Source organism: Dactylosporangium sp. NPDC005572 (genome assembly GCF_040605515.1).
GTDB lineage: Bacteria > Actinomycetota > Actinomycetes > Mycobacteriales > Micromonosporaceae > Dactylosporangium.
Genome location: NZ_JBEXCY010000053.1, coordinates 1 through 22403 on the forward strand (window position 1 = coordinate 1; position 22403 = coordinate 22403).

A 22403-nucleotide genomic window follows, 5' to 3' on the forward strand; every position below is an offset into this window, starting at 1 on the left:
ACGACCGTCGCTCCCGCCAGACACCGCTGGTGCCGCCGGTGCATCCGCCCCGGCGGCACGGACGCTGCCACCGCCGTCGTGGCAAGAACCCGCGGGCTACGCCCGCGCCCTGGTCGCTGCGAACCATGATCGATGGCGCGCTTTGGCTGTCATGGCAGCCAGATCGCGCCATCGATCATGAACCTGCTCGGACGCGTCCCCGGCGTTACGGTGCTACGTACTCCGCCAGGTGTTTGCCGGTCAGGGTTTTGCGGGACTTCACCAAGCCCTGAGGGGTGCCCTCGAAGACCACCTGGCCGCCATCATGGCCGGCGCCCGGGCCCAGGTCGATGATCCAGTCCGCGTGGGCCATGACGGCCTGGTGGTGTTCGATCACGATCACCGACTTGCCCGAGTCCACCAGGCGGTCCAGCAAACCCAGCAGGTGTTGTACGTCCGCCAGGTGCAGGCCGGTCGTGGGCTCGTCCAACACGTAGACGCCGCCCTTCTCCCCCATGTGGGTCGCCATCTTCAGGCGTTGGCGCTCGCCGCCCGACAGCGTCGTCAACGGCTGGCCCAGTGTCAGGTAGCCCAGGCCCACGTCCTCCATGCGGGACAGGATCGTGTGGGCCGGCGGGGTGCGCGCGTCGCCCGTCGAGAAGAAGTCCTCCGCCTCCGTCACCGGCATCGCCAGGACCTCGCTGATGTCCTTGCCGCCCAGGTGGTAGTTCAGCACCGACGGCTCGAAGCGTTTGCCCTCGCACTCCTCGCAGACCGTCGCCACGCTCGCCATCATCGCCAGGTCCGTGTAGATGACGCCGGCGCCGTTGCAGTTGGGGCAGGCGCCCTCCGAGTTTGCGCTGAACAGGGCCGGCTTCACGCCGTTCGCCTTGGCGAAGGCCTTGCGGATCGGCTCCAGCAGGCCCGTGTACGTCGCGGGGTTGCTGCGGCGCGAGCCCTTGATCGGGGTCTGGTCGACCAGGACGACGCCCTCGCGGCCGGCCACCGAGCCGTGGATCAGGGAGCTCTTGCCCGAGCCGGCCACGCCCGTCACCACGACCAGGACGCCCAGCGGGATGTCGACGTCCACGCCGCGCAGGTTGTGCTTCGTCGCGCCGCGGATCTCCAGGGCCCCCGCGGACGACCGCACGGAGGGCTTCAGGCGGGCCCGGTCGTCCAGGTGACGGCCGGTGATCGTGTCACTCGAGCGCAGGCCCTCGACCGTGCCCTCGAAACAGACCGTGCCGCCGCCGGTGCCGGCGCCCGGGCCGAGGTCGACCACGTGGTCGGCGATCGCGATCGTCTCCGGCTTGTGCTCCACGACCAGGACCGTGTTGCAGCGGTCGCGCAGACGCAGCAGCAGATCGTTCATGCGCTGGATGTCGTGCGGGTGCAGGCCGATCGTCGGCTCGTCGAACACGTACGTCACTTCGGTCAGGGACGAGCCCAGGTGGCGGATCAGCTTGGTCCGCTGGGCCTCGCCGCCGGACAGCGTCCCGGCCGGGCGGTCCAGGGAGAGGTACCCCAGGCCGATCGCCACGAACGAGTCGAGCGTGTGCTGGAGCGTGCCCAGCAGCGGCGCCACCGTCGGCTCGTCCAGGCCGCGGATCCAGTCGGCCAGGTCGCTGATCTGCATCGCGCACGCGTCGGCGATGTTGATGCCCTTGATGCGCGACGAGCGGGCCGCCTCACTCAGCCGGGCGCCGTCACACTCCGGGCAGGTCTGGAACGTCACCGCGCGCTCCACGAAGGCGCGGATGTGCGGCTGCATGGCCTCGACGTCCTTGGAGAGCATCGACTTCTGGATCTTCGGGATCAGGCCCTCGTAGGTGAGGTTGACGCCCTGGACCTTCACCTTGACGGGCTCGTGGTACAGGAAATCCCGCATCTCCTTCTTGGTGTACCTGCGGATCGGCTTGTTCGGGTCGACGAAGCCCGATTCGACGTAGACCTGGGTCGTCCAGAAGCTGTCGGCCTTCCAGCCGGGAATGGTGATCGCGCCCTCGAGGATCGACTTGGAGTCGTCGAAGAGCTGGGTGAGGTCGAGGTCGGTGACCTGGCCCCGGCCCTCGCAGCGCGGGCACATGCCGCCGGCCCGGGTGAACGTCTTGCGCACCGTCTGCGCGCCGGCGCGATCCACGGTGATCGCGCCGCTCGCCCGGACCGAGGCCACGTTGAACGAGAACGCGTTCGGCGGGCCGACGTGCGGCTCGCCGAGCCGGCTGAAGATGATCCGCAGCATCGCGTTGGCGTCGGTGGCGGTGCCGACCGTGGAGCGCGGGTCGGCGCCGATGCGCTCCTGGTCGATGATGATCGCCGTGGTCAGCCCGTCGAGGAAGTCGACCTCGGGCCGGGCCAGGGTCGGCATGAAGCCCTGCACGAAGGCGCTGTACGTCTCGTTGATCATCCGCTGTGACTCGGCGGCGATCGTGTCGAACACCAGTGAGCTCTTGCCCGAGCCGGACACGCCGGTGAACACGGTGAGCCGGCGCTTCGGGATCTCGACGCTGACATCCTTGAGGTTGTTCTCGCGCGCACCCTGCACGCGGATGACGTCGCCGCGATCGAACGCCTGGCTCATCGTGTCCCCCACCAAACTCACTTGTCCTGCAGCAGACCCAGCACGTTGCCGTCGGTGTCGGTGACGGTCGCCACCAGGCGCCCGCCGCCGACGTCGCGCGCCGCCTCCTTCACGGCGCCGCCCGCGGCAGTCACCTCGGCCAGTTTGGCCTCGATGTCCGACACGTGCCAGTAGGCCACGGGCGAGGTCATGGCCTGCGGGCCGCCGCTCGGCACCAGCCCGATGTGCTGGCCGCCGACGTCGTAGCCGACGTAGTAGGGGCTGTCGGCCGTGGGCTCGGCCCCGAGCAGCGCGGTGTAGACCTTCTTGGCCGCCTCCAGGTCGGAGACGGGGTGCAGCACGGTTTTGATCTCCATGTCGGTTACCCTAGGTGACCGGCGACGGCCGCCGCTTCTCGAATCCTGATCGGTTGGGAGAAAGCCATGTCCGTGCTGGTCGCATTCAGCGTGACGCCGCTCGGTGTCGGTGAGGACGTCGGCGCGCTCGTCGCCGAGGCCGTGCGGGTGGTCCGGGCCTCGGGGCTGCCGAACCGGACCGACGCCATGTTCACCTCGGTCGAGGGTGAGACCTGGGACGAGGTGATGGGAGTGGTACGGGCAGCGGTCGCGGCCGTGCAGGCCAAGGCACCGCGGACCAGCACCGTCATCAAGGTCGACTGGCGCGAGGGGGTCACCGGGGCGCTCGACGCCAAGGTCGCCAGCGTCGAGCGCCACCTCCAGAACGGCTAGACCAGGTTCGGCAGGAACTCCGCCAGGGTCTCCACCGTGCCCCACAGACAGGCCAGCAGGACCGGCACGCCGACGAACCAGGTCTGCAGGCCGCCCCAGCGGACCCGCGCCCAGGTCAGGCCGAGCGTCGCGGCGAGCGACGCCTGGAGCCAGAAGACCAGTGGTACCAGAGCGTCGGGATCGGCCTGCATGGCCCGCTCGGCGACCGTTACCGACGTCGGCCGGCCCGGCGGGCCGAGCGTGGTCTCCCCCTTGAGGACGGCGTCGACGTAGACGACGTTCGTCGGAGCCCAGCCGCTGCGCCACCCGTCCGCCTCGGCCGTGGCCATGGTCAGGCGGGAGCCGCCCGAGGCCAGCCGGGCCGGCAGCGGGGCGTTGGCCCGGCGCACGCCCTGCACCTCGTACTGGAAGATGCCCAGCCCGGTGGTGACCGTGATCTTGTCACCCTCCGCGAGCGACGTGATCCGCCGGAACGGCCCGCCGAACGCGGCCGCGTGGCCGTAGATCACCGACGTGCCCGGCTGCCCGGGCAGCGCCGTGTCGCGCCGGTGGCCCGGGCCGTCGCGCATCACCCCCGAGGTGGTGCCCTCGACGACGACCTGGCGCAGGCCGATCGCGGGCGCCTCCAGCACGGCCACGGGCGTGCCCGCCGGGATGTCGCCGCCCAGCGGCGCGGTGGCCAGGGCGACCTTCTCCCGGAAGCCGTTGTAGAGCTGCTGCTGCGTGCGGGACTGCTGCACCGAGCTCACGCCGAGGGTGTAGATGACCAGCCAGCCGGACACGACGGCCAGGGTCATCAGTGACCGGACGATGATCGTGATGGCGGGCGGAACCGGCAGCTTGGCCAGCTTGACCGGCTCATCCAGCTCATCGTCGTCGTCATCGTCCAGGTCGTCGTCATCGAGATCGACAAGAGTGGCCGTCATGTCGCCTTCCACCAGGTCACGACGAAGGTCACGGCCCGGGTGATCGAGCCGATCAGGAACGTCGCCAGCGCGATCAGCGCCGCGATCGGCAGCGCCCACGCGGCCAGCCCGGAGGACAGCAGCGCGGTGAAGCCGGCCGACTGCGGCACCGGCGCCGCGGACGGCGACGCGGAGGCCGAGGCCGACGGGCGCGACCCGGCGTCGGGCAGCGCTGACGAGGTCGGCGTGGACCCGCCGCCACCGCCGCCGCCTCCGCCACCACCGTTGCCCGCCGGCGGCGGGGACGAGGTGGCCGGCGCGGCCGGCACCAGCAGCGGCACCTGGCCGGTCTGCGCGGCGACCGCGTCGGCCGCCCGCAGGGTGTACGCGACGAAGTCGCCGAAGCCGTTGTCGGCGGTCATCGGCAGGTACCCGGGCGGCAGCTGGCCGCTGGCGAGGCCGGGCTGCTGGCCGTCGGCCGCCGCGTAGCGCAGCAGCTGGGCCAGCTGCGTGCCGTGGTTGCCGGTCAGGTTCTGGGTGGGGATCACGGCGTACACCGGGAGCGTCCCCGGATACGACGTCGCGCCGTCGGCACTGACCAGCTTGTCGTACTGCATTTTCCACGTGTTCGTGGTCGCGTCCGGCTTGGCGAACTTCATGGCCGCCTTCATCGACGCGTCGTTTGGGTCGATGAAGGTGCGGCCCGACGCGTCGGTGATCTGCGTCGTGCGCGGCACGGACGAGTACGACTGCAACGCGGCCGTGTTGAGCTGGAGGAACGCGGCGTCGCCGAGGGTGGTCACCCCGAGCATGAAGCGCGGGTGTGACTGCCGGCCCCAGGCGCCCATGTTGATGCCGATCGGCATGTTCGACTCGTCGTGCAGCACGCTGCAGTTGACGTGCGCGTTCGACAGCGCGTACTGCACGCGCAGCGCGATGTTGGACAGGTTCGCCACCGGCGAGGCCACCAGCGGCAGGTACGGGATCGGGGTGAGCGTCGCCTCGAGCTCCGGGGTCATCTCGGGGCATCCGCCGTACGACGAGTAGTCCGCCGAGACGAACGTGTCGAGCAGCGGCCAGCTGAACAGCGGCAGCTGAATCCCCTTGTACCCCGGGTTCACCACCATGCCCCACGGGTCCTTCTCCCCGTTGAGCCAGGCGCGCGCCTCCGGGTCGGCGTTGATGTACGCCGAGAGCGACCACATGACGTCGGAGTTGCCCGACAGCGCGAGCACCGTCGAGGAGGTGAGGATGTTGTCGATGGCGTCCGGCACCTTGGGGTTGAGCGCCCGGAACTCGGGGTCCTGGGTGACGGCGAGCGGGTTGTTCGCCATCGCCTTGTACGCCGCGTACGGGCTGTCGTCCTTGACCTTCCCGTAGGCCATGCGCAGGCCGGACCGGGTGGGGTACGACTCGGTCAGCAGCTTGGCCAGGAGCCTCGGGGTCAGCTTGAGGTCCTGGTAGTCGTTGCCGTCGACGTCGTCGATGAGATAGCTGATCGCGAAGCCGGTGACCGCGACCGGCGCGCTCACCACGGATATCGGATAGGGCTCCGCGGGAGGCACGCTCGCCAGCGCGGCCTGGGCGCCGCTGGACACCAGCGCGGCCTTGGCCTGCGGCTCGCCCAGCCGGACGTGCCGGAACTTGAACCGGGTCGAGTCGGTGCAGAACGCGGTGGACCACTGGTCGGTGGCCTGGGTCAGCATCTCCGAGCCGAAGATGTCCAGCGGCAGCGATGTGTCGGCCTGGTCGCACAGGTTGCCCGGCGGGCCGAACGCGATCGGCACGGTGATCCGGTTGCGCCAGTTCGACGCGCTCCACCACATGGTGCCGGAGACGGCCGGGTCGATCTGGAAGATGTCGCTGAGCGGCGCGCGCTCGTTCTCGCCGTACTTGCCGGTCCCCTTGCAGACCGGCTCGCCGAAGCGCAGGTCGAGCGGGCCGGGCCGGTCCTCGGGCGGCAGGGCCGCCGCCGTCGGGTCGCAGCTGATTCCCATGATCGGGATGACCACGATCGAGCAGGCCACGGTCATCGAGCAGCCCAGCGAGCGGTTGTGCTCCTCGGACTGCACGACGAACTTGGCGGAGCCCTCGCCCTGCTTGTTGGTGACCGCGAAGGTGGTGTTGGCCGGCGGCGCGTCCTTGTCCTCGACGTTGACCATGTCGGGGGCGAGCACGGGACCGCACGTGACATTGTCGCGGCCGGGCAGCGGGTTGTAGACGGTGTTGTCCGGCGCGGGGCCGCGGTAGGCGACGAAGCGCGACGGCGCCACGATCGTGCTCTGGTCGCAGGTCGGCGGCAGGTCGTTCGGCACGCCGACGAGGGCCTTGCGGTTGGCCGGGGTCTCGTACCGGTCCATCCGCCACGGCGGGAAGGCAGTCAGCACATTGGTGGTGAAGATCCGCTGGTCGGCGCTCTGCGTCCAGCAGGTGGTGGGCTCCAGCGGGTTCGCCTGGGTGTCGGCGCCCCGGCACTGCATGACGACGACCGGGTACTCCTGCAGGTAGGCCGAGACCGTGTTCGGGTTGTCGCCCATGGCGTGGGTCGGGTGGGCCCCGGTCCACTTCACCCGGACCTGCTGGTTGTTGCGCAGGTTGGTGGTCTGGCTGACCGTGACCGTCACGGTCCTGCTGTCCACGGCCTCCTCGGTGCCGTCGGCCCGCAGGTGCGCCCGGGTCATCGACTTCGTGCCGGTGAACTCCGGCGCCGGCTCGTCGGACGGCGCCGGGTAGACGCCGGAGCCGGGCAGGATCACGCCGAGGCTGACCAGCAGGACGGCCAGCCCGGCGGCCCTTCTGCGCCTCATGACTCCTCCCGGCGGCGGCGCAGCCACCGTCCCAGCAGGGCGGGCGCGAACACGACGAGCAGCAACAGGGCCGCCGCCGTCGGGCCGAGGACCTTCATGTGCTTGCCGGTCTTGAACGCCGCGAGGTCGTTCGGCACGCCGATCGCGTTGGCGTCGCCACCCGAGCCGCCGTTGCCGCCGCCGTTGCCACCGCTGATCACCTCGCCGGTGTCGGGGTCGATCACGGCGCCGGGCGCCGCCGAGTTGCTGGGGTTGGCGCCGTTGCCGCCGCCACCACCGCCACCGTTGTTCCCGCCGCCGCCACCGCCACCACCGCCGTTGTTGCCGCCGTTGTTCCCGCCGTTGTTTCCGCCGTTGTTCCCGGTGCCGGTGCACGGGCCGCTGCCGCGCTTGTCGCACTCCGGCGGGTTGGGCGCGATCTCGGCCAGGTGGTTGCGCTCCGGCTGGCCCGGGATGAACGTCGGGTTGTTGCAGCTGTTGACCGGCTGCGCGGACAGGGTCACCTTGGGGTCGGCGTCGTGCAGCCGCTGCAGCTGCTCGAAGCCGGCCTGCACCAGGTTGATGGGCAGCGGCGAGTAGCCGGCGATGCCCATCGAGCTCTGCCCGGCGCAGATGGAGTACGCCATGAAGTCGGCGAGGGTCTGGCGTTTCTCGCTCGTCAGGCGGGCGTCCTGGGCGTTGGTACCGACGGGCAGGATCAGGTACGAGTAGGACGAGAGCGGATACGTGCGTTTGTCCGGGTTGATATAGACGTTGTCCAGCTTCTGCAGCAGGTACTTGCAGACCGGCTTGTCCCGCAGGCCGCAGTCGGCCGGGTCCTTGACCTTGTTGATCTCGGCCTTGGTCAGCGCGACGGCGACGTTGAAGTCGCTGGGGCCGGTGAAGTAGCCGGCCGCGTTCTCCAGCTTGACGACCGGGTAGTCGGCGCCCTGCGCGTAGGAGTACTCGTCGTAGCCGATGGCGCCGTTGCTGGAGCCGGCGGTGACCATGTTGATCACGCCGTCCGAGCCGTTCTGCGCGAAGAGCTTGCCGGGGTGCGTATCCCGGTTGGCCGGGTGCCGCGGGAAGTACTCGGTGAAGTCGGACATGCCGCTGTACTCCCGCCACAGCGCCGGGTACTGCTTGGCGAGGTACGAGGTGAACTGGGCGGTGGATCCGGAGCCCTCGGAGTGCACGACGACGAGGATCTGCAGCGACGGCAGTTTGCGCCCGTTGTTGTCGGCGGTGATCTGCGGGTCGTTCCAGTTCGTGATCTTGCCGAAGAAGATCTTCGCCAGGGTCTCGCCGGACAGCCGCAGGTTGCGCACCAGCTGGCCGCCGACGCGGACCTGGTACACGAACGACGTACCGCCGGCGACGATCGGGAGGTACGCGTAGGGGCGTCCCTGCGAGTCGTCGCGCTGACCGCTCGGGTCGACGCCGCGGAAGCCGATGTCGGAGATCGCGAAGTCGTTCGCCAGCGCGGCGAAGTCCTTGCGGCCCGTCGCCGAGCCGGTCGGGGTGAAGTCGACCTGCATACCTCGCTTCTGGACGTCGGCGACCCACTGACTGAGCGCGTTGGCGCTCCAGGACGAGCCGGTGCCGGTGATGCGGGCGTAGCCGACGGCGGCCGCGGCCGGGGTGGCCGGCGCGACCAGGGACATGACGAGCGCCAGCACGGCCACGATCGCGGCCCGGGCCGGCGGCGCCGACGAAGGGGGAGTTCGCTTCACGATAGGTCCTCGTTGTCGATGGTCAGGCGGCGTCAGACCCGGGGCCGGGAGAGCCAGCGGGTCACGGCGAACAGGAGCAGCACCAGGGTCAGGAGGACGGCGGCGGCGCCGAACCCGCGTTCGATGAACACCGGCTGTCCACTTCGGACAGCGATGAAGATGTACAGCGGCAGCGAGTTCATCGTGTGCTCGGTCGGGTCGAAGTTCAGGAAGGTCGACGCGCCCGACACGATGAGCACGGGCGCGGTCTCGCCGACGCCGCGGGCGACGCCGAGGATGAGCGCGGTCGCCAGGCCGGGCCGCGCGGTCGGCAGCACGACGTGCCGGATCACCTGCCACTGCGACGCGCCGAGGGCAAGGCCGGCCTCGCGCAGGCCGCCGGGCACCACCCGCAGGACGACGTCGGAGGCCCGGGCGATGATCGGCAGCATGGTCACGGCGATCGCGAGCGCGGCCGCGAGGCCGGACTTCTCCCAGCCGAGCGTGATGATGCAGACGGTGTAGACGAACAGGCCGGCGAGGATGTCCGGGATCGCGGTCATCGCCTCGACGACGGTGCGCACGACCCGGGCCAGCCTGCCGCCGACCTCCACCATGTAGACGGCGGTGGCGACGCCGAACGGCAGCGAGATGACGGTGGCGATCCCGATCTCGACGGCCGTGCCGACGATCGCGTGCAGGATGCCGCCCTCGTCCAGCGGCGCCTGCGGCCGGACGCCGGCCATGTCATCGGCGAAGAAGTTCGGGTGCAGGGTGACCAGGAAGCCGCGGAAGAACGTGTACAGCACGGTCGAGATCAGCGCGATGCCGACCACGATCGCACCGGCGTGCACGATCGCCGACGCCACCCGGTCGACGACCACCGGCCGCGGGCTGGACAGCGCGGTGACCGTCGCGTACATGAGCAGGAAGACGACGTACCACACGATGACGAAGCCGACGAAGCCGTAGAACGGCAGGATCTTGCCGTAGACGACCCAGGTCAGGGCGAGCGAGGCCACGCCGGCGCCGGCGAAGCTGAGCTTGTCGTCGAGGGTCCGGCCGCGCAGCCGGCGCGGCCGCTCCTTCTCCGGCGGCGCCGATGACGACGGTGACTTCGGCGGGGCAGCAGTCATGGTCACAGCAGGCCCCTCAGATCTCGGTCGCCGCGCCGCTGCGGCTACGGCTGACGATGATCGCGGCGATCGTGTTGACGATCACCGTGATGACGAACAGGACGAAGCCCGCGGTGAGCAGGGCCGACAGCTGCGCCGCGGTCGCCTCGCCGAAGCGGTTGGCGATGAGCGAGGAGACGGTGATCGTGCCGTTCTCCAGGATGCGGATCTTGACGTCGAAGGCGACGGAGATGATGAGCAGCACGGCGACCGTCTCGCCGAGCGCCCGGCCCAGGCCGAGCATGGTCCCGCCGACGATGCCGCCCCGCCCGAACGGCAGCACGACCGTGCGGATCATGCCCCACCGGGTCGCGCCGAGCGCGAGCGCGGCCTCCCGCTCGCCGACCGGCGCCTGGGCGAACACGTCGCGCATGACCGCGCAGGTGATCGGGATGACCATCATGGCGACGACCAGGCCGGCGACGAACGCCGAGCCCGTGTAGACGGACTGGGCGTAGGCCGGCGCGTCCGGGTCGGTGGCCGCCTCGAAGATCGGGATGAAGCCGAAGTGCTGGTGCAGCCAGTGCGCGATCGGGACGAGCTGCGGCTGCAGCAGCCAGAAGCCCCAGAGCCCGTAGATGATGCTCGGCACGGCGGCCATGAGGTCGACCATCGCGACGAGCGTCTTGCGGATCCCGTTCGGCGCGAACTCGGTGATGTACAGCGCCGCGGCCAGCGACAGCGGGAAGGCGACGAACATCGCGATCAGGCCGACGACGAACGTGCCGACGAGCACGGCCGACATGCCGACCTTGTCGAGCTCGGGCGACCAGTCGGACTCGGTGAAGAACGAGGTGCCGTAGCGGCTCAGCGTCGGCAGCGCCTGGTAGGCCAGGAAGAGGCCGATCGCGCCGAAGACCACGAGCACGAACACGCCGACGCCCCGCGAGACGCCGCGGAAGACGCGGTCGGCCAGCGAGCCGACCCCGGCGAGCGGGCGGGGCACGTCCTCGACGTGGAGGTCGGGCGCGCTCATCCGAACCGGCCGTTGACGTAGTCGGACGTGCGCGGGTCGCGCGGCGCCTCGAACATCTGCTGGGTGTCGCCGCTCTCCACGATCGCGCCGGGCGTGCCGTGCTCGGCCAGGAAGAACGCGCACTGCTGGGAGACCCGGTTGGCCTGCTGCATGTTGTGCGTGACGATCACGATCGTGACCTCGTGGGCGAGCTCGGCGATCGTCTGCTCGATGACCCGGGTCGAGGTCGGGTCGAGCGCCGAGCAGGGCTCGTCCATGAGCAGCACCCGCGGCCGCACGGCGAGCGACCGGGCGATGCACAGCCGCTGCTGCTGGCCGCCGGACAGCGCGCCGCCCGGCGAGCGGAGCCGGTCGCTGACCTCGCGCCACAGGCCGGCCTTGATCAGGCACTCCTCGACCAGCGCGTCCTTCTCCGACCTGCGCACCTTGGTGCCGGTGAGCTTCAGCCCGGCGACCACGTTGTCGTAGATGCTCATGGTCGGGAACGGGTTCGGCTTCTGGAACACCATGCCGATCTGGCGGCGGGCCTCGGTGAGCCGGCGGCCGGTGTCGTAGATGTCGACGCCGTCGAGCCGCACCTCGCCGGCGAGCTGGGCCGAGGGCACCAGCTCGTGCATCCGGTTGAGGATCCGCAGGAACGTCGACTTGCCGCAGCCCGAGGGGCCGATCAGCGCGGTGACCTGGCCCGGCTTCATGGTCAGCGACACCCGGTCGAGCACCTTGCGCTCGCCGAACCAGGCCGAGATGGCCCGGGCCTCCAGCGTCGCCAGCGAGGCGTGCCGCGGCAGGGGCGGCGGCGGCTGGATGTACATCTCCTGCGTGGGCGCAGTGCTCATGAGCTCACCTTCCGGCGGCGGCGCCCCAGGGCGACCGCGAGGGCGCCGACCGCGACGAGCGCGAGGCCCGCGCCGGCGATCGTCATCACGTCGGTACCGGTCCGCGGCAGCGGGCCGCCGTTGGACGGGCTCGGCGACGGGTGCGGGCTGCCGCTCACCTCGACGCTGATCGGCACGCCGGTCTCGCGCACGCCGACCGGCTGGACGATCTCGCGCGGCTGCTCCCCGATCGCCTCCGTGGTGGCGCCGCGCACGACCTTCCAGGTGTCACCGGTGACCTTGATGTCGGCCGAGGCGTAGCTGGAGGTCAGCGTCGGCTCCCCGGGCACGCCGAGGAAGATCCGCAGCTGGACCAGGCCGTTCCACTGGGTCGGGTAGGCCTCCAGGAAGGCGGCGAGCGAATCGGCCTCGGCCGGCGCGATCGCCGTCGGCCGGGCCGGGTCCCCGTAGGTGCTCGCGCCGGTCAGGAAGCGTCCGTTCCACTGCGTCGGGTCGATGCCGTGGCGGGGCAGGAACGCCAGCAGGGTCGCCTTGCGGCCCTCACCGTCGTAGGGCGCGGCCGCCCTGACGTGGCTGACCGCCTTGGCGACGAACGGCTTGTCCGACACCTTGCCCTGCGTGACGATGTTGCCGTCCCGGCCGTAGAGGGCGATCACGCCGGTCGAGCGGGTGTCGGTGTACGGCACCGGCTCCTCGTCCTCGCCGCAGGCGCCGACGGTGGCGAGCACCGCCACCATGCTCATCGCGGCCGCCGCTCTCGTGAGCCTCATGCGCTCGCCCCGGCTTCGGTCTTGGCTTCGGTCTTGGCTTCGGCACCGGCCGTGGCTTCGGTCTTCGCGCCGGCGGCGGCCTCGGCCTTCTTGGCCTCCTTGCGGGCGCGCTTGCGGGCCAGCGCCTCGGCCTGGGCCTTGGCCAGCCGTCGGCGGATCAGCTGCCGGCGCACCAGGAAGCCGGCGCCGCCGAGCAGGATGAGGAACGCGAGCAGCAGCAGCCAGGGCCACGCCCAGATGGTCGTGTGGCTCTCCGCCTTGGGGACGGCCTGACCGACCGGCTGCTCGGGGTCGGGGAACGGCTCCAGCTCGATGCGGACCGTCAGCGGACCGGCGGGGAAGACGCCGTCGACCTCGGCCTTGTGCGGCACGTGCTGACCGGGCAGCAGTTCCGGGAGGTCGGTCAGCTTCTTCTCGGCGAGGGTGATGCCGGTCAACGCGGACTTCACGACGAGCTTCGCGCGACTCTGCAGGCGGATGTTGCCGGTGTTCTCGACCGTGTAGGAGACGGCGACGCGGCCGGAGCCGAGCGGGTTGCTGACGCCGGTGTACTCGGCGTCGATGTCCTTCGGGGTGAGGGCCGGCTGCAGCAGCCCGGCAATCCTCAAGTACAACCGCACCGCCACCCGGGTGTCGACCTTCACGTCGGTGCCCGTGGCGAGCGAGACCACGACACCGCCGGCGTGGTCGCCGGGCGTGGCGTTCTGCGGTACCGCGATGCTGAACGGCACGACCGCCGTCGCGCCGGCCTCGATGGTGACCGTGGGCGCGCTGAACTTGATCCAGGACCCGATGTCGGTCGGCTTCTGCGCCGCCGGCAGCAGGTCGAAGGCGCCGGTGCTGGTGTTGAACGCGTCGGTGCCGTAGATGACGAACGACGCCGCGACCTTGCTGCTGTTGGTGACGAGGACCTTCTCCTCCACGCCGGCGCCGGGGGTGCCCTGCAGCGTGTAGTGGGTGCGCTTGTCCGGCTTGCCCTCGGGGCTTCCCGGCCGAACCGACCAGGCGCGGTTACCGTCGTCGGCGGGCTCGGCGTGCGCGGCCGCGGGGGCCAGCAGCACCCCGGCGGCGACCGCCAGGAGCAGCGTTGCGAGGCGTCTCATGTTCAGTATCCGTCCGTCGTCAGCTTCGGGAAAAGTGCGACGGCTCAGGCCGGCCCGGGAGGCCCGGACCGACCTGAGCTGTCTTCAGTTGTTCACCGTCAGGGGCTGACCAGGGTCAGCGTGAGGGTGCTGGTGTACAGACCGGTCGGGCTGGTGTCCGGGATCCGCAGCTCCAGCGAGGAGGTGAGGTCCTTGGTGCCCAGACCGTTGCCGGGAGCAGCCTTGGCGAACTGGCTGCTCGTGCTGAGGCCGACACTCGACTCCGTCTTGAGCTTGGAGTCGACCGTCGGGCCGGCCGCCACGGTGCCCTCGGCGTCGCCGCCGGCGGACGCCGGAACCCAGCCGAGGTAGGACGCGGGCACCACGGTCGAGCCGTTGTGGAAGTCCGCGGCCTGCCCGTTGAGGGTCCAGCCGTCCTGGGTCGGGCGGGTGTCGTTCACCGAGACGCCGGTCAGCGTGCCCGTGAACACCCAGGCGTGACGGTGACCCGTGGGGTCGGTCGCCAGCACCGGGTGGCCGTTCGGGTCGTTCACCGGGATCTGCGTGAGCTGCACCTTGGTGCCCGCGGCGACCTGGAGGACCAGGGCGCCCGCGAACGGGTCGGTGTTGTTCTGCGCCTCGAGCGGCACGGCCGCCGAGTTCGCACCCACCACCGCGTAGTTCACGATCGAGGACGTCGACGACTGGAAGCCGCTGACGCTCGGGGTGAACGTGGCGACGAGCAGGTGGTTGCCCGTGGCGAGGGTCTTGACGAGCGTCGCGTCGCCGGTGGCGGCGCTGTAGGTGCCCTGGCCCAGGCTGGTGGCACCGTCGAAGAACTCGACCGAGCCGGCGGTGCCGACCGGAGCGACGTGCGCCGACAGGGTCACGTCGAGCGTGCCCCCGGAGCCGGCCGCGGTGCCGCTCGGCGGGGTCGCCGTCAGCGTGGTCGTGGTCGGCGTGCCCGGAGCGTTCACGGTGAAGGGCAGCGCCGTGGAGGTGGAACCGTTGAAGGCGGAGGTGTCAGTGGGCGTGAACTGCGCGGTGTACGAGTGGCTGCCCACCGACGGGGTGCCGGTGAACGTCGCCACGCCGGTGGCCGCGTTGTAGGTGCCCGCGCCGAGGTCGGTCGCCCCGTCGAAGAAGCGCACCGAGCCGGCGGTGCCGGCCGGGGACACGTTCGCCGTGAGGGTGACCGCCGTGCCGCTGTTGACCGGGCTGGCGGGGTTCGCCGACAGCGTGGTCGTGGTGGGCGTGGCCGACGCCGGGTGGACCACGGTCCACGTGCCGGCAGCGGTGTCCACCTGGATGTCGACACGGAAGTACGTCACCGCGGCCGACTGGCCCGGGGCGGTCGTGATCAGGCGAACCTGGTAGATGTTCGCGAGAGCCGGAGCCGTCTCGGTGTTCGGGTTCGCCGCGATGTAGGCGCCCAGCGACTGGCCGGTCGTCGCGGAGACGAGCGGGTTCGTCGACGTGTTGAGCGGCGCCGGGGCGTTCGGGTTCGGGTAGTTGGTGGTGTTGGTGACGACGGCCGACACGAACTGGTCGGTCGGGGTGGCCGCCTTCGGGGTCGCAACCCGGATGAAGGCCCTGGTGTCCCCGGCCCGACCCGGGCCGTCCGCCGAAGCGAAGGCAACGAACGGGACGGCCGTCAGGCTACCGCCGGTGACGACGGCGCCGCTGGCGTTGTACAGGGTGATGGCGCCGATCGCGTTGGGGTCCGGCTCGAAGCCCGGGGTGACCGCAGCGTTCGCGACACCTCCCCCCGCCAGCACGCCGGCCGCGACGGCCAGCGCGGCCGCCGAGACCATCAGGGACCTGGAGCGAATCTTCAACGGGAACTCCCTTTCGTATTCCTGATTCGGAACGCCTAGGCGGTGTGGCAGAGACCCGCGTCGGCGTACTGGTAGGTGAAGCCGGCCGCGTCCTCGATCAGGGGCTGAGCGAGGAAGGCCTGCGACAGGAAGCCACCCGGCGCGAAGAGCGCCCGGTTCCACGAGGTGTTGATCTCGCTGTTGCGGACGATGAAGTACACCGGCCGCGTCACGTCGAACGTGGAGCCACCACTGAGCAGGTTGATCGGGTCCTGCGCGGTGCCGTTGTTGAAGTAGCCGTTGTGGATCATGACCAGGCGAGCGGTCGAGAACGGCGCGATGGCGTTCGCGTTGCTCTGAACCGGCGCCGGGTCGTGCTCCTCGGCCCGGACCAGGCCCTCAGCGGTGGTGCGGACCTGGGCCTCGGTCAGGCCGAGCTGCGCGATGAAGAACTGCTCGGTGCCCGAGGTGGCCGGCGGCAGGATCGGGACGATCGTGGCGCCGGCGTTGGGGCCGTTGTAGCCGGTGACCTGGCCCCAGGTGGTGATCTGCGGCGGGCTGCTGTAGATCTTCTTGAGGTCCGCGGTGCTGATGCCACCGGTGCCGGCGTTCGACGTCACCAGCTTCGAGGTGGCGATCTTCAGACCGTCGAGGCCCAGCTGGTAGCAGCGCAGGCCACCCCAGCCGTTGGCGATCGCGCGGTCGTCCTCGGCCTTGGTGGGCTTGCGGGAGCTGCGGACGAACTGAACCTTCTTGACAGCGCCGGTGTCGGTCTGCGTGAAGTACGTCAGGCCACCGCCGGAACCGTTCGGCCGCACGACCGGGAAGGTGCCGGCCCGCAGCACCACGGTCGCACCCGCGGTCAGCGTGCCCCGGGCGTCGCCGGTCGCGTCGAAGCTGAACACGCGGGCACCCGCGGCGTTGAAGCCGGGGTTGCCCAGGTAGTCGCCATCCGCCAGGAAGTCGGACGCGTACTGGATGGTGTCGGAGCCGATGCCGACGATGTCAGCGCCCTGCGCGGCGGCGTCCGCACTCGCGGGCGCGGCCTGGGCGAACAGGAGCACCGCTACCCCCGCCACCCCCAGCCCGACCTTGCTGATCGTTCGCATAACTGACCTTTCCGCCTTGCACCCACAGTTGGATGCGTTGGCGACCCTGGCAGTGCAGAACCACCGCCGAGTAGTAGGTCAATGAACGACGAATGAATCGTCTTCCGGCCCCTGACCAGCGCATACGAGGAAACTGAGCCTCCGTTGAGCGCATGGACGAACGGGTTTTCGAACGCTTACGCCGGACATGCAGCAGGTAAACAGCAGGTCTGGACCGGACCTATCCGGACGATCCAAGAATGTGTTTCGCCGAATTGCTATGAATGCGTATTGATGGCGTCGAGAAAACGTAGCGCGGCCTGTACGTTCTCGCTGCGCCACGCGGCCAGGACGCGGTCGAACCCGCTCGCCGTCGCCTGCCGGCGCTCCAGCGCCCGGCTGAGCGGGGCGACCACCTCGCGCTGCCGGGCGACGAGCTCCGCGGTACCACGGCCTCGGCGATCCAGCAGCGCGAGCTTCACCAGGAACTCGGAGCGCAGGTCGCGCACGTGCTCGACGGGCCGGTCCAGCCACTCGGCCACCGCCTCGGCTCCCGCCGGCGTGGTGGTGAGGATCGAGCGCTGCGGGCCGCGGCTGCCGGCCTCGGTGGCCTCGACGCGGGCGAGCTCGAAGGTGCCGAGGCGGTCGAGGCTGCGGTACACCACCGGCCGCGGGACGTGCCAGACCCGCCCGACGGTCCCGCCGTCACCGGTGAGGGCCGCGACGGCGAACCCGTGCGTCGGCGCCTCATCGACCAGGGTGAGCACGATCCACTCGGCCAGCGACAGCGACGGCACGGTTGGCAGCGTACTGCCTGCTTCGGTAGTCTCACTGTGACTACTGGAGGTGTGGTCGTGGACTTCGCGCCTGTGGGACAGCTGCTCGCCGACGGCGACCGGGTCTGCTGCCACCTGTGCGGGCGGTGGTTCCTGTCGGTCGCCAGCCACCTGCGGTACCACGGATGGACCAAGGCCCAGTACATCGAGGCGTTCGGCCTGGAACTCGGCAACCCCCTCACCGGCGCGGCGACCCGCAAGCGCCGGGCCGCCGCGCTGACCGCCCGCCGGGCCGTGGAGCCGGTCATCCGCGAGGCGCAGCGCGCGGCCCGCGAGCGGGCGGACGACGGCACGCTGACCGCGGCGGCCGCGCGGGCGGCCCAGGGCCGGTCGCACCCCGCGGAGCGGCTCGCGAAGACCCTCGCCGCGCTGGCCACGGTCGACCCGGCGGCCCGGGCCGCCGGCAACCGCCGCCGGGCTGAGCGGCAGCGGGCCCGGACTCTCGCCGAGACGGCCGCCCGGTTCGGCTTCCCGGCCTTCGCCGAGTACGTCGCCGACCGCCTGGCGAGCGGGATGAGCATGGCCGCCGTGAGCCGCGAGGCCGGGCTGCACAAGGACTGGGTCGCCCGGCACGCCCCGGCGGCGAAGCCGCACCACACCGACGTCCGCCTGCGGCCGGCCGCGCGGGCGGCCGGGCACGACACCGTCGCCGCCTACCTGCGCGACGCCCACGTGGCCCGGCACCGCACGGTCGCGGCCATCGCCGCGGAGGCGGGCGTGCCCCGGGCGACGGTGGTCGCGGCCCTGGAGCACCACGGCATCCCGGTGCGGACCCACGCCACCAAGCGGGCCGGCGCCGACCTGCGCCGCCGGGCGGCCGCGGCGACGCTCGGCTACGACTCGGTGGCCGGCTGGGTCGCGGCCCGCCGCGCCGCCGGCGCCACCTGGGCGGCGCTGGCCGCCGAGTCCGGCCTGGCCGCGACGACCCTGCGCCGTTACGCGTCGTAGCTCAGGGCGTGCCCGGTGGTGCTGTCGACGTGCGCCGGGACGTCGCCGTGGTGGTCGCCGGTGGTCAGGGTGCCGGTCGGCTCGAACATGAGGATGGAGCCGCCGGGCGACGACGGCTTGTGCTCGACGCCGCGCGGGACGACGAAGGTGTCCCCCTGGTTGAGGATCACGGTGCGCTCGCTGCCGTCCGCCGCCCGCAGGGCGATGTCGAAGCGGCCGTCGAGCACGAGGAAGAACTCGTCGGTGTCCTCGTGCGCGTGCCAGACGTGCTCCCCCTTCGCATGCGCGATCCGCACGTCGTAGTCGTTCATGCGGGCCACGATGCGGGGGCTGTAGACGTCGTCGAACGAGGCGAGGGCCTGGGCGAGGTTGACGGGCTGCGCGGTCATGCCCTCATCCTGCGCACGGCGGACAGGTTTGGCTTGTACGAAGTTGACACGTTCCGGGTGGGCCGTGCGAATATCTAGGTTGTCTAGATGACCTGGAGGACACGTGGCGAAGGCTCCGTTGTACGTGCGGATCGAGCGGGAGCTGCGGACGCGCCTGGCCCAGGCCCGGCCGGGCGACGCGCTGCCGGCCGAGTCGGTGCTCGCCGAGGAGTTCAGCGTGGCGCGGATGACCATGCGGGCCGCGCTCAACGCGCTCGAGTCCGACGGGCTGATCGAGCGGATCCAGGGCCGGGGCACGTTCGTGCGGCAGCCTCCCGCGCCCCGCGCCGCCGGGACCCTGATGAGCTTCCAGGACCAGGTCCGTAGCTGGGGACGGACGCCGTCGTCGCGGCTGGTCGAAGCCGAGGTCCGGGCCGCTTCCGCCGCGGAGGCGGCGGCATTGCGGCTGACCGCGGCGGCGCCCCGCGTGGTCTCGATCGCCCGCGTGCGAATGGCCGACGGGACGCCGCTCGCGGTGGAGTACGCCTGCTTCCCGGCCCACCTGACCGCGCTGCTCGACGCCGACCTGGAGGGCGGTTCTCTGCACCGCGCCCTGCATGACCTCGGGCTGCGGCCGACCCTGGGCTCGTCGACGCTCACCGCCCAGCCGGCCGGCCCGGACGGCGACCGGCTGCACGTGCCCGCCGCCGAACCGCTCCTCGTCGAGACCCGGCTCATCGTCGACCAGCACTCGGCGCCGTTGGAGTACACCGTCAGCCGCTACGTCGGTTCCCGCTACGCCCTGCAGGTCACCTTCGACGTGCAGCAACCCCAGACCGGAGCACCGTCATGAACGTCGCGAAGATGATCGACCACTCACTGCTGCGCCCCGAGCTGACCGTCGACGACATCCGCGGCGGCTGCGACATCGCCGCCCGGCGTGAGGTCGCCTCGGTCTGCGTGCGCCCGTCCGACGTCCCGCTCGCCGTGGCCGCCCTCGCCGGCACCGGCGTGCTGGTCGGCACCGTCGCCGGGTTCCCGCACGGCGACACCACGACGGCGGTCAAGGCGGCCGAGACCCGGGCACTCGTCGGAGCCGGCGCCGACGAGATCGACATGGTCCTGCACATCGGCCGGCTCCGTGACGGCGACACCGGCTACGTCCACGACGACATCGCCGCTGTCGTCGCCGCCGCCCAGGGCCGCGTCGTGAAGGTCATCCTCGAGAACGCGTACCTCACCGACGCGCAGAAGGTCACCGGCTGCCGGATCGCCGAGCAGGCCGGCGCGCACTTCGTGAAGACCAGCACCGGCTTCGCCCCCGGTGGCGCCACGCTCGCCGACATCCAGCTCATGCGGGCCACGGTGTCGCCGGCCGTGCGGGTCAAGGCCGCGGGCGGCGTCCGCACCCTCGACACGCTCCTGACCCTGCACGAAGCCGGCGCCGTACGCTTCGGGGCCACCGCCACCGAGACCATCCTCGACGACTTCGCCGCCCGGTTAGCCTGAGGTCGTGATCGAACGCTGGATGGCCGACCCTGATCCCGGCCTCGTGCCGCCCGCTCGGACGCCCGAAGTACGGCTGGAGAGTCACGGGGAGACCCTGCTCGGGGTCATGCACGTCCCCGCCGGGCCCGGGCCCCATCCCGTCGTCGTCCTCCTGCACGGGTTCCCCGGCAACGAGCGCAACTTCGACCTCGCGCAGGCGCTGCGGCGGGCCGGGTACGCGACGCTCGTCTTCCACTACCGCGGCTCGTGGGGCGTCGGCGGCTCGTACAGCTGGCGCAACGTCCTCGCCGATGCCGCCCACGTCACCCGGATCGTGCGCGAGCAGCCGCCCACGGAAGCCCTCGACCCGAACCGCGTCGCCGTGGTCGGGCACAGCCTCGGCGGGTTCGCGGCGCTGCACACCGCGGCCGGCGATCCCGACGTGAAAGCGGTCGTTTCCATCGCCGGGTTCGACTTCGGCGGGGCCGCGCAGCGCGGGCTGGCCGACCCCGGCGCCCGGGAGGCGCTCCGGGCGATGTTCGGCGAGGACCTGCTGCCGCTGCGCGGGACGAGCGCGGAGCAGCTCCTCGAGGAGGCCGAGACGAACGCCGGCGACTTCGCGCTCGCCGGCCTCGACACGCAGCTCAAGCACAGGCCCGTCCTGCTCGTCGCGGGCGGCAACGACACCGTCGCCCCGCCGGAGCTGCACCACGAGCCGCTCGTGGCCGCCTACGACGGTGCCGAACACGTCGTCCTCCCCGACGACCACGTCCTGTCCGGGCACCGCCAGGCCCTCACGAAGGTCGTCGTGGAGTTCCTCGACCGTCACCTCTGAAGCGCCCACGGCGACCAGGACGCCAGCCAGTCGTCGAACGTGAGCAGGCCCGGGTGCAGCGCCCGCAGGGCCGGGACGTCGGCCTGCCAGCCGCCGAAGGACTCGACGCCGTGCAGGCGGTCGACGTTCGCCCGCATCTCGGCCACCGCCTCCGCCGGGAGGGGTGGCAGGTCCAGCGGGTGGCCGACGGTGCGCTCGACCGCGGCGACCAGCGCCTCCCGCGGCAGGTCGTCGCCGGCCAGTTCGAGGGCGCGGCCGACGTAGTACCCCGGGTCGGCGAACGCCAGCGCCGCGAACTCGCCGATGTCGCGGACCGCGATCATCTGCACGTGCTGCCCCGGCGCCACCATGCGCAGGACCGAGTGGCGGCCGAGCACGCCGTACTGCGGATCGGCATGGTTCTCCATGAACATCACCGGGCGCAGGATCGTCGCCGGCAGCCCGAGCGCGGCGATGTGCCGCTCGATCTCCCCCTTGGTGTTCCAGTGCGAGACGCCGGTGTCCCGGTCCGCACCGCCGACCGAGGTGTACACCAGGTGCCCGACCCCGGCCGCCGCCGCGGCATCGGCGACCGTGACACCCATCCGCACCTCGTCCGGGTTGAAGTGCGGCGCCACGCCGGCCGGCTGGACGCTGAAGACGCCGTCGACGCCGGACATCGCGCGGTCCAGCGACGCCCGGTCGGTCAGGTCGCCGGGCACGAGCTCGGCGCCCTCCGCCGCGAGCGCCTGCGCCGCGGGGGACGAGACCGAGCGGACGAGGGCGCGCACGGGGCGGCCGGCCCGCAGCAGCGCACGGGCGGTCGCGCCGCCCTGCTGGCCGGTGGCGCCGGTGACGAGCACGGTCATGGAGTTCCTCCCGGAGAACGGATAGGCTAAGAGGAGCGGTGCTCCGATAGTTGCGGAGCGGTGCTCCACTTGTCAACCGAAGGAGAGGCATGTCCACCCGCGCCGACGCCCGGCGGAACTACGACCTGCTGCTCGCCGAGGCCCGCGCCGCGTTCGCCGAGCACGGGACCGACGCCTCCCTCCGCGACGTCGCGCGCCGCGCCGGGGTGGGCATCGGCACGCTGTACCGCCACTTCCCCACCCGCGAGGCGCTCCTCGAAGCCCTCATGCGCAGCAACTTCGACGGCCTCCGCGAGCACGCCGAGTCCCTGCTGACGGCCGACGACACCGCCGCGGCGCTGCAGGAGTGGCTCGGGCGGCTCGCGGCCGGCTCCATGGCGTACCGCGGACTCCCCGAGTCCGTCCTGGCCGCCCTCCGCGACGAGCAGTCCCAGCTCCACGAGTCGTGCGTGGCCATGCGCGAGGCGGGCGCCCGCCTGCTGCACCGCGCCCAGGCGGCCGGCCGGATCCGCGCCGAGGTCACCGCCGACGAGCTGCTCGCGCTGGTCTCGGGCCTGGCCTGGGCGAGCGAACAGGCGAGGCACCCGGCCGAGATGCTCGACCGCCTGCTCACCACCGCGATGCGCGGGCTGACCCCCTGAACAG

Annotated in this window: 21 protein-coding genes; 6 read left to right on the forward strand and 15 right to left on the reverse strand. The window is 71.5% G+C overall.

Annotated elements, in window-relative coordinates; genetic code table 11:
• Nucleotides 1–205 precede the first annotated feature (205 nt).
• The gene (locus ABZS66_RS24790; protein WP_354761446.1) at nt 206–2560 is read right to left on the reverse strand and encodes an excinuclease ABC subunit UvrA; all 2355 of its coding nucleotides are present in this window, start codon (nt 2558–2560) and stop codon (nt 206–208) included.
• A gap of 17 nt (nt 2561–2577) precedes the next feature.
• Complete coding sequence (locus tag ABZS66_RS24795; RefSeq protein ID WP_354761448.1) at nt 2578–2916, reverse strand: VOC family protein; 339 nt, start codon at nt 2914–2916, stop codon at nt 2578–2580.
• 66 nt (nt 2917–2982) lie between these two features.
• Between ABZS66_RS24795 and ABZS66_RS24800 the strand changes: the two genes are divergently transcribed.
• Nucleotides 2983–3288 carry an MTH1187 family thiamine-binding protein gene (locus ABZS66_RS24800; RefSeq protein WP_354761450.1) on the forward strand — a complete coding sequence of 102 codons (306 nt, stop codon included), beginning with the start codon at nt 2983–2985 and terminating at the stop codon, nt 3286–3288.
• Here the strand turns inward: ABZS66_RS24800 and ABZS66_RS24805 are convergent.
• From ABZS66_RS24805 to ABZS66_RS24855, 11 genes are all read right to left on the reverse strand, one after another.
• Nucleotides 3285–4214 (reverse strand): sortase, encoded by a 930-nt coding sequence (locus ABZS66_RS24805; protein ID WP_354761451.1) that lies wholly within the window; start codon nt 4212–4214, stop codon nt 3285–3287. The two genes, ABZS66_RS24800 and ABZS66_RS24805, sit on opposite strands and share 4 nt — an antisense overlap.
• Nucleotides 4211–7000 (reverse strand): hypothetical protein, encoded by a 2790-nt coding sequence (locus ABZS66_RS24810; protein WP_354761453.1) that lies wholly within the window; start codon nt 6998–7000, stop codon nt 4211–4213. Before ABZS66_RS24810 ends, ABZS66_RS24805 begins: the two co-directional genes overlap by 4 nt.
• Nucleotides 6997–8712 carry a substrate-binding domain-containing protein gene (locus ABZS66_RS24815; RefSeq protein WP_354761455.1) on the reverse strand — a complete coding sequence of 572 codons (1716 nt, stop codon included), beginning with the start codon at nt 8710–8712 and terminating at the stop codon, nt 6997–6999. Before ABZS66_RS24815 ends, ABZS66_RS24810 begins: the two co-directional genes overlap by 4 nt.
• Before the next feature lie 32 nt (nt 8713–8744).
• Nucleotides 8745–9827, reverse strand: a complete 1083-nt coding sequence (gene pstA / locus ABZS66_RS24820) for a phosphate ABC transporter permease PstA (protein WP_354761457.1) — start codon at nt 9825–9827, stop codon at nt 8745–8747.
• Nucleotides 9828–9843: 16 nt separating this feature from the next.
• A complete protein-coding gene (pstC, locus tag ABZS66_RS24825; protein ID WP_354761459.1) occupies nt 9844–10842 on the reverse strand; it encodes a phosphate ABC transporter permease subunit PstC in 999 nt (332 codons plus the stop codon).
• Entirely contained in the window at nt 10839–11654 is an 816-nt protein-coding gene (locus ABZS66_RS24830; RefSeq protein ID WP_354761548.1) for a phosphate ABC transporter ATP-binding protein, read from the reverse strand. The genes pstC and ABZS66_RS24830 overlap by 4 nt, the downstream gene beginning before the upstream one ends.
• Before the next feature lie 20 nt (nt 11655–11674).
• The gene (locus tag ABZS66_RS24835) at nt 11675–12448 is read right to left on the reverse strand and encodes an LPXTG cell wall anchor domain-containing protein (protein ID WP_354761461.1); all 774 of its coding nucleotides are present in this window, start codon (nt 12446–12448) and stop codon (nt 11675–11677) included.
• The gene (locus tag ABZS66_RS24840) at nt 12445–13551 is read right to left on the reverse strand and encodes a DUF916 domain-containing protein (protein WP_354761463.1); all 1107 of its coding nucleotides are present in this window, start codon (nt 13549–13551) and stop codon (nt 12445–12447) included. The genes ABZS66_RS24835 and ABZS66_RS24840 overlap by 4 nt, the downstream gene beginning before the upstream one ends.
• Nucleotides 13552–13649: 98 nt before the next feature.
• Nucleotides 13650–15368, reverse strand: a complete 1719-nt coding sequence (locus ABZS66_RS24845) for an Ig-like domain-containing protein (protein WP_354761465.1) — start codon at nt 15366–15368, stop codon at nt 13650–13652.
• 35 nt (nt 15369–15403) lie between these two features.
• On the reverse strand, nt 15404–16456 hold the full coding sequence (locus ABZS66_RS24850) for a substrate-binding domain-containing protein (RefSeq protein WP_354761467.1): 1053 nt from the start codon (nt 16454–16456) through the stop codon (nt 15404–15406).
• Between the two features lie 257 nt (nt 16457–16713).
• Complete coding sequence (locus ABZS66_RS24855) at nt 16714–17232, reverse strand: hypothetical protein (RefSeq protein WP_354761469.1); 519 nt, start codon at nt 17230–17232, stop codon at nt 16714–16716.
• A gap of 57 nt (nt 17233–17289) precedes the next feature.
• Between ABZS66_RS24855 and ABZS66_RS24860 the strand changes: the two genes are divergently transcribed.
• On the forward strand, nt 17290–18219 hold the full coding sequence (locus tag ABZS66_RS24860; RefSeq protein ID WP_354761470.1) for a hypothetical protein: 930 nt from the start codon (nt 17290–17292) through the stop codon (nt 18217–18219).
• On the opposite strand, the gene ABZS66_RS24865 is transcribed toward ABZS66_RS24860, so the two are convergent.
• Entirely contained in the window at nt 18207–18608 is a 402-nt protein-coding gene (locus ABZS66_RS24865; protein WP_354761472.1) for a cupin domain-containing protein, read from the reverse strand. The genes ABZS66_RS24860 and ABZS66_RS24865 overlap by 13 nt on opposite strands.
• Before the next feature lie 103 nt (nt 18609–18711).
• Here ABZS66_RS24865 and ABZS66_RS24870 point away from each other — a divergent pair, with 103 nt between their 5' ends.
• Genes ABZS66_RS24870 through ABZS66_RS24880 form a run of 3 tightly spaced genes read left to right on the forward strand, consistent with a single transcriptional unit; the run spans nt 18712 to nt 20910 of the window.
• Entirely contained in the window at nt 18712–19440 is a 729-nt protein-coding gene (locus ABZS66_RS24870) for a GntR family transcriptional regulator (RefSeq protein ID WP_354761474.1), read from the forward strand.
• Complete coding sequence (deoC, locus tag ABZS66_RS24875) at nt 19437–20096, forward strand: deoxyribose-phosphate aldolase (protein WP_354761476.1); 660 nt, start codon at nt 19437–19439, stop codon at nt 20094–20096. The genes ABZS66_RS24870 and deoC overlap by 4 nt, the downstream gene beginning before the upstream one ends.
• Before the next feature lie 4 nt (nt 20097–20100).
• Entirely contained in the window at nt 20101–20910 is an 810-nt protein-coding gene (locus ABZS66_RS24880) for an alpha/beta fold hydrolase (RefSeq protein ID WP_354761478.1), read from the forward strand.
• Here ABZS66_RS24880 and ABZS66_RS24885 read toward each other — a convergent pair.
• Nucleotides 20901–21758: an NmrA family NAD(P)-binding protein gene (locus ABZS66_RS24885; protein ID WP_354761480.1), complete on the reverse strand. Its 858-nt coding sequence runs from the start codon at nt 21756–21758 to the stop codon at nt 20901–20903. The genes ABZS66_RS24880 and ABZS66_RS24885 overlap by 10 nt on opposite strands.
• Before the next feature lie 89 nt (nt 21759–21847).
• Between ABZS66_RS24885 and ABZS66_RS24890 the strand changes: the two genes are divergently transcribed.
• Complete coding sequence (locus ABZS66_RS24890; protein WP_354761482.1) at nt 21848–22399, forward strand: helix-turn-helix domain-containing protein; 552 nt, start codon at nt 21848–21850, stop codon at nt 22397–22399.
• Nucleotides 22400–22403: the final 4 nt, after the last annotated feature.

Coding starts and splice junctions, on each gene's coding strand:
- pstC (WP_354761459.1), bottom strand. CDS start 10,842: ATGAGCGCGCCCGACCTCCACGTCGAGGACGTGCCCCGCCCGCTCGCC.
- ABZS66_RS24805 (WP_354761451.1), bottom strand. CDS start 4,214: ATGACGGCCACTCTTGTCGATCTCGATGACGACGACCTGGACGATGAC.
- ABZS66_RS24865 (WP_354761472.1), bottom strand. CDS start 18,608: ATGACCGCGCAGCCCGTCAACCTCGCCCAGGCCCTCGCCTCGTTCGAC.
- pstA (WP_354761457.1), bottom strand. CDS start 9,827: ATGACTGCTGCCCCGCCGAAGTCACCGTCGTCATCGGCGCCGCCGGAG.
- ABZS66_RS24835 (WP_354761461.1), bottom strand. CDS start 12,448: ATGAGGCTCACGAGAGCGGCGGCCGCGATGAGCATGGTGGCGGTGCTC.
- ABZS66_RS24890 (WP_354761482.1), top strand. CDS start 21,848: ATGTCCACCCGCGCCGACGCCCGGCGGAACTACGACCTGCTGCTCGCC.
- ABZS66_RS24790 (WP_354761446.1), bottom strand. CDS start 2,560: ATGAGCCAGGCGTTCGATCGCGGCGACGTCATCCGCGTGCAGGGTGCG.
- ABZS66_RS24885 (WP_354761480.1), bottom strand. CDS start 21,758: ATGACCGTGCTCGTCACCGGCGCCACCGGCCAGCAGGGCGGCGCGACC.
- ABZS66_RS24800 (WP_354761450.1), top strand. CDS start 2,983: ATGTCCGTGCTGGTCGCATTCAGCGTGACGCCGCTCGGTGTCGGTGAG.
- ABZS66_RS24795 (WP_354761448.1), bottom strand. CDS start 2,916: ATGGAGATCAAAACCGTGCTGCACCCCGTCTCCGACCTGGAGGCGGCC.
- ABZS66_RS24840 (WP_354761463.1), bottom strand. CDS start 13,551: ATGAGACGCCTCGCAACGCTGCTCCTGGCGGTCGCCGCCGGGGTGCTG.
- ABZS66_RS24850 (WP_354761467.1), bottom strand. CDS start 16,456: ATGCGAACGATCAGCAAGGTCGGGCTGGGGGTGGCGGGGGTAGCGGTG.
- ABZS66_RS24810 (WP_354761453.1), bottom strand. CDS start 7,000: ATGAGGCGCAGAAGGGCCGCCGGGCTGGCCGTCCTGCTGGTCAGCCTC.
- deoC (WP_354761476.1), top strand. CDS start 19,437: ATGAACGTCGCGAAGATGATCGACCACTCACTGCTGCGCCCCGAGCTG.
- ABZS66_RS24830 (WP_354761548.1), bottom strand. CDS start 11,654: ATGTACATCCAGCCGCCGCCGCCCCTGCCGCGGCACGCCTCGCTGGCG.